This is a genomic window from Streptomyces flavovariabilis (assembly GCF_000725785.1).
Taxonomy (GTDB): Bacteria; Actinomycetota; Actinomycetes; order Streptomycetales; family Streptomycetaceae; genus Streptomyces; species Streptomyces hawaiiensis.
The window spans coordinates 264,389-275,742 of record NZ_JNXD01000004.1 but is presented as its reverse complement, the minus strand read 5'-3'; the positions used below and the strand labels follow the sequence as shown (position 1 = coordinate 275,742).

10 protein-coding genes are annotated in these 11,354 nt (G+C 73.5%); 8 read left to right on the top strand and 2 right to left on the bottom strand.

The features are described 5' to 3' along the window. Positions 1-96 precede the first annotated feature (96 nt). The 7 genes from IO24_RS0110430 (at position 97) to IO24_RS0110400 (ending at position 7,750) form a co-directional block, all read left to right on the top strand. The gene (locus IO24_RS0110430) at positions 97-1,077 is read left to right on the top strand and encodes a Rieske (2Fe-2S) protein (protein ID WP_031134270.1); all 981 of its coding nucleotides are present in this window, start codon (positions 97-99) and stop codon (positions 1,075-1,077) included. Positions 1,078-1,153: 76 nt separating this feature from the next. Continuing rightward, entirely contained in the window at positions 1,154-1,603 is a 450-nt protein-coding gene (locus IO24_RS0110425) for a DUF1360 domain-containing protein (protein WP_234335238.1), read from the top strand. 218 nt (positions 1,604-1,821) lie between these two features. Beyond that, entirely contained in the window at positions 1,822-2,691 is an 870-nt protein-coding gene (locus tag IO24_RS0110420) for an ABC transporter ATP-binding protein (protein WP_037667682.1), read from the top strand. Further along, positions 2,688-3,671, top strand: a complete 984-nt coding sequence (locus IO24_RS0110415) for an iron-siderophore ABC transporter substrate-binding protein (RefSeq protein ID WP_031134264.1) — start codon at positions 2,688-2,690, stop codon at positions 3,669-3,671. The genes IO24_RS0110420 and IO24_RS0110415 overlap by 4 nt, the downstream gene beginning before the upstream one ends. Before the next feature lie 7 nt (positions 3,672-3,678). Then, positions 3,679-5,751 (top strand): iron ABC transporter permease, encoded by a 2,073-nt coding sequence (locus tag IO24_RS0110410; RefSeq protein WP_031134262.1) that lies wholly within the window; start codon positions 3,679-3,681, stop codon positions 5,749-5,751. A gap of 80 nt (positions 5,752-5,831) precedes the next feature. Further along, positions 5,832-7,331 carry an APC family permease gene (locus IO24_RS0110405; RefSeq protein WP_031134260.1) on the top strand — a complete coding sequence of 500 codons (1,500 nt, stop codon included), beginning with the start codon at positions 5,832-5,834 and terminating at the stop codon, positions 7,329-7,331. A gap of 2 nt (positions 7,332-7,333) precedes the next feature. After that, positions 7,334-7,750 (top strand): universal stress protein, encoded by a 417-nt coding sequence (locus IO24_RS0110400; protein ID WP_031134258.1) that lies wholly within the window; start codon positions 7,334-7,336, stop codon positions 7,748-7,750. Here IO24_RS0110400 and IO24_RS0110395 read toward each other — a convergent pair. Next, entirely contained in the window at positions 7,745-8,116 is a 372-nt protein-coding gene (locus IO24_RS0110395; RefSeq protein WP_031134256.1) for a hypothetical protein, read from the bottom strand. The two genes, IO24_RS0110400 and IO24_RS0110395, sit on opposite strands and share 6 nt — an antisense overlap. Positions 8,117-8,156: 40 nt before the next feature. Next, the gene (locus tag IO24_RS0110390) at positions 8,157-9,722 is read right to left on the bottom strand and encodes an IucA/IucC family protein (protein ID WP_037667681.1); all 1,566 of its coding nucleotides are present in this window, start codon (positions 9,720-9,722) and stop codon (positions 8,157-8,159) included. Positions 9,723-9,823: 101 nt separating this feature from the next. Here IO24_RS0110390 and IO24_RS0110385 point away from each other — a divergent pair, with 101 nt between their 5' ends. Beyond that, the gene (locus IO24_RS0110385; RefSeq protein ID WP_031134253.1) at positions 9,824-11,317 is read left to right on the top strand and encodes an IucA/IucC family protein; all 1,494 of its coding nucleotides are present in this window, start codon (positions 9,824-9,826) and stop codon (positions 11,315-11,317) included. Positions 11,318-11,354 lie beyond the last annotated feature (37 nt).

The window sequence follows — 11,354 nt, the reverse complement described above, 5'->3', positions numbered from 1 at the left end:
CGGACCCCGTGGCATCGCGTCTGAGCTGCGGGTCCGCGTGGCGCCGTCACCCCGCTGTTCTGTTTGCCGCCGCTGCCGGTGGGGACCCGGCCGAGCATGAGCACAACCCCTCGTCGCCGCCTGACGCGGCAGAACCGGGTCCTGTGGCTGCTGGACCGCCTGGAGCGGGAGCCCAGGGCCGATGCGGTGATCGACACGCTCCGCGCGGGCGTGCGGGCCCTGCCCCTGGGGCGCGGCCGGGACCTGCTGCACGGCAGGTGGCTGGGGCACCCCGTGCATCCGCTGCTGGTGCAGGTGCCGATCGGAAGCTGGCTGTCGGCGGCGGTCCTGGATCTGCGCCCCGGCCGCTCCAGGGAGTCGCGGCTGCTGGTCGGGGTCGGGCTGGGCGCCGCGGCTCCCGCGGCCGCGGCCGGCTGGGTGGACTGGGCCGAGCTGCACCATCGGCAGCAGCGCGTCGGGCTGGTGCACGCCCTGTCCAACACGGCGGCCGTCGGCCTGTACGCCGCCTCGCTCGTCTGCCGCGTCAAGGGGCGTGAGGCAGCGGGCCGGACGTACGGCTTCCTGGGGCTGACGGCGGTCGGTCTCGGCGGCCTGCTGGGCGGCCACCTGGCCTACCGGCAGGCCTCCGGCGCCAACCACGCCGAAGAGGTCCCGAACGTCGTCTCCGAGGGCTGGCACCGGATCGGGGCCGTCGGCGAGTTCCCGGCCGGGGAGCCGGTGCGGCGCAGTGTGGACGACGTGCCGGTGCTGGTGGTGCGCGAGACCGGCGGGGCGATCCACGCGCTGGCCGAGCGGTGCAGCCACCTCGCGGGGCCGTTGTCCGAGGGCACCGTCGCCGACGGCTGTGTGCGGTGCCCGTGGCACGGCAGCGTCTTCCGGCTGTCCGACGGCTGGAACGTACGCGGGCCGGCCACCGCCCCCCAGCCCTCCTTCGAGACGCGGATCACCGACGGCCATGTCGAGGTGCGCCTGCGTCACCAGGACGGCGGCGAGCACTCGGGGAACGGCCGGGAGATGGCCGCGCAGGGGACCGGAACACGATCGGGGGCTGCCCGTGGGCACGGCGACAGCGACTGACAGCCGCCTCGCGCGGCGGCTGCGCGGAGCACTGCGGCGCACCCGCCGGGACTACGCCGCCGGGCATGACCGGCCACTGGGCGGATATGCCGCGGCCATGGCCGGGTTCGCGGCGTACACGGCCGCCTGGGCCACGGCGGTCCGGCGCAGCGGACGCCCGGTGCCCGAGCGGCCCGAGCCGTGGGACGTGGTCCTGACGTCGGTGGCCACGTTCCGGCTCAGCCGGCTGCTCAGCAAAGCATCGGTGACCAGCCCGCTGCGAGCTCCCTTCACCCGGTACGTCGGGCCCCAGGGCCCCGCCGAGCTGCACGAGGAGGCACAGCCCGAGCAGGGCAAGCACACCGTCGGCGAGCTCGCGACCTGCCCGTTCTGCATGAGTGTCTGGGTGGCCTCGGCCCTGACCGCCGGCCAGCTGCTGTGGCCGCGCGCGACCCGCACGGCCATGGGCACGCTCACCGCCCTGGCGGGTGCGGACACGCTGCAACTGGCGTACGGCGCGCTGGTGGACAGGACGACCGGCGACTGACCGCGGCCGCGAAGGCGAAGGTCCCGTCGGCGTCGCCTTCGCAGAGGCACAACCGGTCCGGCGTCTGCCCGGGCCCGGTCGCCGTGGCGGACGGCCTCGACGCCGACGGGGGACGACCGCGACGGACTCGCCGCGCTCGATGCGGACGGTGACGGGAACGACGCCGGGCGTCCCACCCTCTTGTCAAGGCGATATTAGGTTAGGCTAACCTTCGCCGCGTGAGATGTGGTGAAGAAACGGACGGCGGCCTGCGGCTGCGCGGGCATCGACTGTCGGCCACGGGCGTGACCGTGTCGTACGACGGCACGGACGTCGTGCACGACGCGGCGATCGCGCTGCGGCCCGGTGAGGTGACCGTCCTGGTCGGCCCCAACGGCAGCGGGAAGTCGACGCTGCTGCGGACGATCGCCCGGCTGCAGCGGGCCCGCCGGGCCGAGCTCAGGATCGACGCCGACACCGACGGCCTCGCCCTGACCGCCCGCGAGTTCGCCCGGTACGTGGCCCTGCTGACGCAGGGCCGCCCCACGCCCAGCGGACTGACCGTGCGGGATCTCGTCGAGTTCGGCCGCTACCCCTACCGGGGCCGCTTCGGCCGCCCCGATCCGGACGCGACGGCCGCGGTGGAGCGGGCGCTGGCGCTGACCGGGGTGACGGACCTCGCCGAGCGCGGCGCCGACCACCTCTCCGGCGGGCAGTTGCAGCGCGTCTGGCTGGCGAGCTGTCTCGCCCAGGAGACCGGCGTGCTGCTGCTGGACGAGCCGACGACCTATCTCGACCTGCGCTACCAGATCGAACTCCTCGACCTCGTCCGCGACCTGGCGGACGACCACGGGATCGCCGTCGGGGTCGTGCTGCACGACCTCGACCAGGCGGCGGCCATCGCCGACCGGATCACGCTGCTCGAAGCGGGCCGGATCGTCGCCGACGGCCCGCCCGAGGACGTCCTGACCCCGCAGCGGCTGACCGCCGTCTACGGCATCCGGATCGACGTCGACACAGACCCCCACACCGGCCGGATACGGACCCGTCCGATCGGCCGGCACCACACCCGCACCTCCCGAAGCGAAAGGCTCGGCACCACTTCATGAGACGCCTCCTGCTCACCGCGGCCACCACCACCGCCGCGGCGCTCACCCTCGCCGCCTGCGGCACCACCGAGCCTGCCGCCGACAGCTCGAAGAAGAAGACCTCCGAGGCCATCAGCCTCACCGACTCCACCGGCGCGAAGGTCGAACTCGACAGCCCGGCCGAGAAGGTCGTCGCCACCGAGTGGAACGAGGTCGAGAGCCTCATCACCCTCGGCGTCGACCCCGTGGGCGTCGCCGACGTCAAGGGCTACAAGACCTGGGACACCGCCGTCCCGCTGAAGAACGAGCCGAAGGACATCGGCACGCGCGGCGAGCCGAGCATGGACACCATCGCCTCGCTCTCCCCCGACCTCATCGTGGCGAGCTCCGACCTGCCGGACGCGGCCGTGAAGCAGCTGCGGAAGATCGCCCCGGTGCTGGAGATCAAGTCCGCCGACGCCTCCGACCAGGTCGGCCAGATGTTCAAGAACCTCGACCTCATCGCCGAGGCCACCGGCACCACCGACAAGGCCGCCACCGCCAGGAAGAACTTCGAGGCCAAGGTGGCGGAGGGCAAGAAGGCCCTCGCCGACGCGAAGCTCGACGGCACCGACATCGCCTTCGCCGACGGCTACGTGACGTCCAACCAGGTCTCCCTGCGCCCGTACACCAGCGGCTCCCTCATCGGCGCCGTCAACGAGCAGCTCGGCCTGAAGAACGCCTGGAAGGTCAAGGGCGACCCCGCCTACGGCCTCGGCACCACCGACGTCGAGGGTCTCACCGCCCTGCCGAAGGACGTGCGGTTCGCCTACATAGGCAACGACGGCGACAAGTCCAGCAACCCGTTCTCCGGCCAGCTGAAGAAGAACGCCGTGTGGACCTCCCTGCCGTTCGTGAAGGCGGACCGTGTGCACCGGCTGCCCGACGGCATCTGGATGTTCGGCGGTCCCGGGTCGATGGAGGCGTACATCGACGCCCTCGTCGACGCGCTGACGAAGTAGCGGGGCCATGGCCGTCACCGAAGCGCCCCCCGTCCCCCGTCCGCCGGCGGCCGCGTCCCGGACGGGTGCGGCCGCGGTGACGGCCGCTCTCGTCCTCCTGGTCGCCGCCCTCGCCGTCGTCGACATCACCCAGGGCACCGCGGCCGTCGGACCGGCCCAGGTGTTCAAGGCCCTGACCGGGCAGGCCGATCCGGGCGACGCGTCCGTGGTCGTCGCCTCCCGGCTGCCGCGGATGACCGCCGGCATCCTCGTCGGCGTCGTCCTCGGCATCGCGGGCGCGGTTCTGCAGGCCGTCAGCCGCAACGTCCTCGCCTCCCCCGACACCCTCGCGGTGAACGCCGGTTCGTATCTGGCCCTCGGGCTGGTCGGCGCGACCGGCGTCTCGCTGCCGCTGCTCGCCTCGTCCGGCGTGGCCTTCGCGGGCGGGCTGGCGGCCGCCGCCGTCGTGCTCGCCCTGTCCGGCCTCGGCACGGGCACCGTACGGCTGGTCCTCGCCGGCACCGCGCTCGCGCTGGGCCTGAACTCCGCCACGGAAGGGCTGCTCCTGCTGTTCCCGCAGCAGACGGAGGGCCTCTACCAGTGGAACCAGGGCAGCATCAGCCAGAACGGTTTCGACGGCCTCCTGCAGATGCTGCCCGTCGCCCTGATCGGGCTCGTCGGGCTGCTGCTGGTCGCCCGCCGGGTCGACGCGCTCGCCCTCGGGGACGACGCGGCGCGCGGACTGGGCGTACCGGTGCGGGCCACCCGCGTGACGGTGGTGGTCCTGGCGGCGCTGCTGTCCGCGGCGGCCGTCACGCTCGCCGGGCCCATCGGCTTCGTCGGCCTGTGCGCCCCCGCGCTGGTCCGCCCGCTCGCCCGCCGGTTCCGGGGCTTCGTCCGCGCCCGGGCGGTCCTGCCCCTGGCCGGTCTGGCCGGTGCCGCGCTGGTGCTCGGGTCGGACGTGCTGCTGCGGGCCCTCATCCCGGCGGACACGGCGGTCGCCGTCCCCACCGGCATCGTCACCAGCCTGGTCGGTGCCGTCTTCCTGGTGGTGACGGCCCTGCGGCTGCGGGACACCGCCGGGGCCGACGCACCGGACCGGCTGCGCATTCCGAGCCGGACGGCGTTCCTCGTCACCGTGGCCGCTCTCGTCGCCGCGGTCGTCGGCGTCACGCTGGCCGGCGCCCTGCTCGGCGACAGCAAGCTCCTGCTCGGGGATGTCGCCAACTGGGTGCAGGGGCGGGCCGGGCAGACCGTCTCCTTCGTCCTGGACACCCGCGTGCCGCGGGTGCTCGCGGCCCTCTGCGCGGGCGGCGCGCTCGCCCTGTCCGGCACGCTGGTGCAGGCCGTGACCCGCAACCCGCTGGCGGAGCCCGGCGTGCTGGGCGTCTCCGGCGGCGCCGCGCTGGGGGCCGTCCTGCTCGTCACCACCGTGCCCGCAACCGGGTCCTGGGGTGTCGCGGGCGCGGCGTTCGGGGGCGCGGCGCTGGCCTCGGCCATCGTCTTCGGGCTCTCCGCCCGGGGCGGCTACCGGCAGAACCGGCTGGTTCTCGTCGGCATCGGCATGGCGGCCGGTTCCACGGCCCTGATCAGCCTGCTGATCGTGCTCACCGACCCGTTCAACGCCACCAAGGCGCTGACCTGGCTGTCCGGTTCCACCTACGGGCGGACCACAGCGGACGTCCTGCCCGTCGCGCTCGTACTGGTGCTGGGCCTGGCCGTCGCGGTCGCCCGGCGCACCGAGCTGGATCTCGTCTCCCTGGACGAGGACACCCCGCGGCTGCTCGGCCTCGGACTGCCACGGGCCAGGCTCGGCTTCCTGGTGGTGGGCGTGCTGCTCGCCGCGACCGCCGTCGCCTCGGCCGGCACGATCGGCTTCGTGGGTCTGGTGGCGCCGCACGCGGCCCGTGCCCTGGTCGGCCGGCGGCATGTGCGGGTCGTACCCGTCGCCGTCCTGCTCGGCGCCGCGCTGGTCGGTACGGCCGACCTGCTCGGCCGCACCGTCATCGCCCCCGCCCAGCTGGGCGCCGGCCTGATGACGGCGGTGATCGGCACGCCGTACTTCCTGCACCTACTGGTCCGCGGCCGTAAAGCGACATGATGTCCGAAATGGGGATCAATAGTTAAATTGCTCCGCAGGTGCCTGTTGTATGGACGCACGCACAACGGGAGCGAGGGAGCATGGCCAAGGACATCACGGACTCGGGCCCGCCCCCGGAGGCGAGCCTGAAGCCCAACGCGATCGGATTCGTCGACGCGCTGGTCATCGGGCTCAACGCGACCTCCCCCGCGTACTCCGTGGCGGCGGTCATCGGCCCGATCGTGGCGCTGGTGGGCATCTACGCCCCCGGAGTGATGCTCGCGTCGTTCGTGCCCATGCTGCTGATCGCGTCGGCCTTCTACTACCTCAACAAGGTCGACCAGGACTGCGGCACGACGTTCTCCTGGGTCACCCGGGCCATGGGGCCATGGGCAGGCTGGCTGGGCGGCTGGGCCATCGCGATGACGGGCGTCCTGGTCGTCGGGTCGCTCGCGGACGTCGCCGTGACGTTCTTCCTGCTGGCCGTCGGCCTGGACAGCTGGGCCGACAACGACGTGGTGCGCCAGGTGCTCACCGTGCTGCTCATCCTGGTGATGACGGCCGTCTGCGTGATCGGCACCGAGGTGTCGGCCAAGGTGCAGAACGTCCTCATCCTGGCGCAGGTCGTCTGCCTGCTCGCCTTCGCCGTGGTGGCGCTCTACCGCGTCTACGCCGGCACCGGCACCCTCGACGCCATCGATCCGGAGTTCGGCTGGCTCGATCCGTTCGGCGCCGGCGGAGCGTCACTGACCGCGTCCCTGCTGCTGGGCGTGTTCATCTACTGGGGGTGGGAGTCGGCGGTCAACCTCACCGAGGAGGTCGAGGACTCGGCCACCGCCCCCGGCAGGGCGGCCGTCTGGTCGACGGTGCTGCTGCTGGTGACCTACCTCGCGGTCGCCTTCGCGGTCGTGGGTTACGCCGGAACGGACTACCTCGCCGAGAACGCGGCGGAGGAGGAGTTCATCTTCGCCCTGCTCGCCGAGGAGGCCATGGGCGGCTGGGACTGGGTCGTGCTGCTGGCCGTCTCGACGTCCGCGCTCGCCTCCACGCAGACGACGATCATCCCGGCGTCGCGCACGGGCCTGTCCATGGCACGCCGGCACGCGCTGCCCGCGCACTTCGGCCGCATCCACCCGCGGTTCCGCACCCCCGACGTGAGCACCTGGTGGGTCGCCGGCATCGCCATCGCCTGGTACCTCGTCCTCTACCACGTCAGTGAGAACGCCCTCTTCGACTCCCTCACCGCCCTGTCCCTGCTGATCGCCTTCTACTACGCGCTCACGGGCCTGGCCTGCGCGGTGTACTACCGCCGTCAACTGACGCGCAGCGTCCGCAACTTCTTCCTGATCGGCCTCGGCCCGCTGATCGGTGCGGGGCTGCTGGCGTGGCTGCTGGTGGAATCCGTGGCGGACATGTCCGACCCCGACAACTCCTACAGCGGTGTCTCGTGGTTCGGCCTCGGCCCGCCGCTCGTCATCGGGATCGGCATCATCGTCGCGGGCGTCGTCCTCATGGTCGTGTGGCGGCTGATGGCGCCCGCCTTCTGGTCGGAACACCCGAGCGTGGTCGACCCCGACCTCGTCGACGGCAAGGAGTCCTGAAGATGTCGGTGGTCCTCGGCTACGACGAGTCCCCGGGCGCCCTGAGCGCGCTGCGCGTGGCCATCGAGGTGGCGGCGGCGTACGACGAACCCCTGGTGATCGTCTACGGCGTCGCCGCGCCCGGCGTCACGGGCGAGGAGTACGGCGCCCATCACGAGGCCGTCCGCGAGGCCGGCAGCGCCGCGCTCGGTCATGCGCTGCGGGTGGCCGACGAGGCCGGTGTGCGGACGTCGGTGGAACTCATCGACGAGCGGCCCGCGCAGGCGCTGATCGACGCCGCGGCCCGCCACGAGGCCAGGGTCATCGTGGTGGGCACGTGGGGCGAAAGCCCGGTGCGGGGCGCGCTGCTGGGCTCGACCCCGCACAAGCTGCTGCATCTGTCGACCGTTCCCGTGCTGTGCGTGCCGGCCGCGTCATGAGCCGCCGGAGCGGCGTCGCGCGAGCGGTGTGAAGACGTACAGGCCGAGGATGTCGGGCAGGGGCGCGACGCCGGGACCGCCCTCCCGCACCCAGGAGACGACGTCCTCGGTCGCCGCCGGGTCGTTGACCAGCCCCAGCCACACCGGCCGGCCTCCCGCGGCCCGGCCTTCCGCGGACGGCTGGACGACGATGACGTTGGCCTGGTCGCAGACGTCGAGACAGCCGGAGACGCGTACCGGCGCCGCCGCGCGCAGACGCTCGGTCTGGGCGGCGTGATCGACGCCGGTGACCTTGGGACTGCCGCAGCAGCAGTCCCGGCAGACGACGAGGCGGCACGGAAGCCCCCCGGCCGGCGTTGCGGACATGCCGCACCTTCCCTCTCCCCGGGGAGATCCGCCCCGGTGGTCAGTGTCCGTCCGCGCGCGAGGGCGCCGCAGGTGACGTTCCTTCCCTGAGCGGGTTGGGCAGCGGCAGGTAGCGGGCGTCGGCGCCGTCCGCGCCCGTCCAGCGCAGCAACAGGTTCGTCTTGGCCGGGAGCGTGGGTGAGGCGAGCAGGGCGGAGATCTCCGGCAGGTCGTGGCGGGCGAGTTCGCGGCGGGCGGCGGGCCAGGGGTCGAAACCGGGGTGCCGTTCGGTGAGGGCTCCGGCGATCTCGACGAGGTGGTTCACGACCAGGCAGTACACGAGCCGCTCCCAGCCGGCCTGCCGCCCCACCTCCGGCAGCAGCTTCACGCCCTCGGCGTCCCGGTACAGCGCCTGCACCGGCAGGCCGTCGGCGTCCACGGCGACCAGTGTGTTCTGCAGGTGAGCCTCGATGACGACGCCGTGCTCGGCGAACGCCGCCAGCGCCGGGGGCACGACGTGGGCCAGGTACGCCGCCCACCAGGCCCCCGGGTCGGCGGCGCGGTCGAGGGGGCTGCCGTCGAAGCCCTCGACGAGCCCGGCGGCGAGCAGCGGGGTCGCGCCGGGCAGGAGGCGGTCACCGAAGCCGTCGCGGACGAGGACGGCGAGGGCCTCGAAGGCGAAGTCGGCGGTGCGGTATCCACGGTCGGCGAGCCACCCCGGGGGCCCGTCGAACGTCTCGAAGGCGGAGCGGACGGCCGCGTCGGTCCGGCGCAGGGCGAGCAGGTCGTGGCGCCACAGCCGGCGGATGTCGTTGGTGATGCGCACGTCCAGACTGAACTTGAGGAAGAGGTCCTGCTCGGGTGTGTACAGCGTGCGGATCGCGGCTGTGGGCCAGGTGTCGAAGGCGCTCGGGCCGAGCCGGACCAGCCTGCCGTCGGCGAAGGCGGCGGCGAGCTCCGGGGCGGCCAGGTCGAGCTGCCAGGGGTGGGCGGGGAGCAGGCGGTAGCCGGGCGGGGCGGTGCCGAGGGCGTCGAGGGCGGAGGTGTCGCCCTCCTCGGCGACGGCGTCCTCGCGCAGGCCGAGCAGGGTCATCGGGAAGCGGGCGTACGCCTCGGGCGCGTACGGCAGCCAGCCTGCGGCGGGTCCGCCGCCGCGCGCCTTGGGGGCCGGGTGGTGGGTGTGACCGGTGAGGAGAGACTGCTCGGAGCGCAGGTAGGGGTCCTCGGGCGGGGTGGCCCGGACCCGGGCGGCGAGCAGGGCGGCCACGGTGTCCCGGCTGTCGAGCATCTCGGCGGGCAGTTCGTGGTTGGACAGCCCGGTGTGCCGGCGCAGCTCCTCGACGACGAGCTTGACCAGTTCGGTGTGGCCGAGGCGGTGCCAGGCGCCGGCGACCTCGACCTCCGGTTCGGCGGGCCGCCGCGTTCCGCGCACCCGCAGCAGGCGGTTCCCGCCGGGCAGTCGGTAGATCCGGTGCCCGCCCTCCTGGCGCACCGGCCGGGCCACTTCTCGCAGCAGGCAGTTCAGCAGGGGCACGGCGGCGTACGCGTCGGCGAGGCCGGTGGCTGTGTCGTCACCGTGGGCCGAGTCGTCATCGGCGGGCGGGGGCATGAGGTCCACGCGTTCCACTCGTCCCTACGGTCGTTCCAGCGTTCCGGGCGGAGAGGATCAGTATGTCGGTCGTCGCCATTCCGCTGTGACGCCCCTATTCGTACCCGAGGAGCCCGCCCGTGCACCGTCCCCCCTCCGCCGAGTCCGAGGTCGCCGACGAGCTGTCCGTCGTACGGCCCGGCCTGCTGACGCGGTACGAGGCCGAACTGCCCGGCGCCCGGGCGGCCGTGCTGTCCCGGCTGTGGCGAGGTCTCGCCCATGATCCACTGCCCTGGGTCACCCGCAGGGAGCGGGGCCGGGACGGACTGACGCTGTCCTTGTCCGACGGCCGCCGGATGCACGGCCCCCTGCCCGATCCGTACGCGACCGGCGCCCATGTCACCGTCGTACGGCTCGGCGCGGCGGCGCACGAGGATCCGGCGCGGCTGGTGACGGACCTCGCCGTACCGCACTCCGCCTCCTTCGCCGCCGAACTCGGGCACAGTGTCGCCTCGTTGGCGCTGTCGAGAGCGGGGCAGGAGGCCGCTCGGGACGAGTGGCCGGAGAGCGACTGGGCGTGGGAGCAGCGGATCGTCGACGGGCATCCGTTCCATCCGGCATGCCGGTCCCGGCCGGGTTTCTCGGTGGCCGAGCAGCTCGCCTACGGGCCCGAGCACCGGCCGGTCGTGGAGCTGGGTTTGATGCCGGTGCGGGCGGAGGACTGCCTGGTGACGGGGGTGTGGCCGGGCGAGCTGCGGGACGGCGGGCGGGTGATGCTGCCGGTGCACCCGTGGCAGGCGGCGCATGTGCTGAAACGGGCGTGCGAGGAGCGGCGCCCCGCGCATCCACTGATGTCCCTGCGGACGCTCGCCCTGCGCGGCGGGCCGCATGTGAAGACCTCGCTGAGCGCCCGGCTGACGTCCTCGGTGCGGGACATCTCCCTGCCCTCGGTGGCCGCGTCGGCGGTGCTGTCCGACTTCGCCGGGACACCGGCGGCGCGCACGGACGGCCTGTTGCACGTCACCCGCACGCTGGGCGCGGCGGCGGCCGGCTCCCCCGACCTGGCGGCGGTCCTGCGGGAGTCGCCGCAGACGTACGCGGGAAGCGGCGAACGGGTCCTGCCGGTGGCCGCGCTCGCCACCACTGATCTGCCCCGCTCCCCGGCCTGGCTGTCCGGCTTCGCGCGTCTCGCCCTCACCGTCGGGCTGCGACTGCTGGAGCTGGGCGTGGCTCTGGAGGCGCACGGCCAGAACCTCCTGGTGGTCCTCTCGGCGGCGGGCGATCCGCTGCGGCTGGTCTACCGCGACCTGGCCGACATCCGCGTCAGCCCGGCCCGGCTGGCCCGGCACGGCATCGCGGTGCCCGACCTGCCCGCCCGTATGGTCACGGACGACGAACGCGCGCTGCGCCGGAAGCTGTTCGGCTCGCTCGTGGCGGGCGCGCTGGCCGGCACGGCGGGATCGGGCCCGGCGCTCGGGGCGGCGCTGGAGACGGCCGTACGGGACCTGCCGCGCACCCCCGACCTCGCTGCACTGCGTGCGGATCCCCTGCCCACGAAGGCGCTGACGCTGATGCGGCTCTCGCCGCAGACGCCCGGTGACCAGTGGGCGGAACTGCCCAATCCGCTGCTGTGAGCACCGTTTTGGAGCACGGCCGGGATGATCAATAAGA

Excerpts from the sequence above, each read along its gene's own strand:
- IO24_RS0110430 (WP_031134270.1), top strand. The coding sequence starts at position 97 with ATGAGCACAACCCCTCGTCGCCGCCTGACGCGGCAGAACCGGGTCCTG.
- IO24_RS0110405 (WP_031134260.1), top strand. The coding sequence starts at position 5,832 with ATGGCCAAGGACATCACGGACTCGGGCCCGCCCCCGGAGGCGAGCCTG.
- IO24_RS0110400 (WP_031134258.1), top strand. The coding sequence starts at position 7,334 with ATGTCGGTGGTCCTCGGCTACGACGAGTCCCCGGGCGCCCTGAGCGCG.
- IO24_RS0110410 (WP_031134262.1), top strand. The coding sequence starts at position 3,679 with ATGGCCGTCACCGAAGCGCCCCCCGTCCCCCGTCCGCCGGCGGCCGCG.
- IO24_RS0110415 (WP_031134264.1), top strand. The coding sequence starts at position 2,688 with ATGAGACGCCTCCTGCTCACCGCGGCCACCACCACCGCCGCGGCGCTC.
- IO24_RS0110395 (WP_031134256.1), bottom strand. The coding sequence starts at position 8,116 with ATGTCCGCAACGCCGGCCGGGGGGCTTCCGTGCCGCCTCGTCGTCTGC.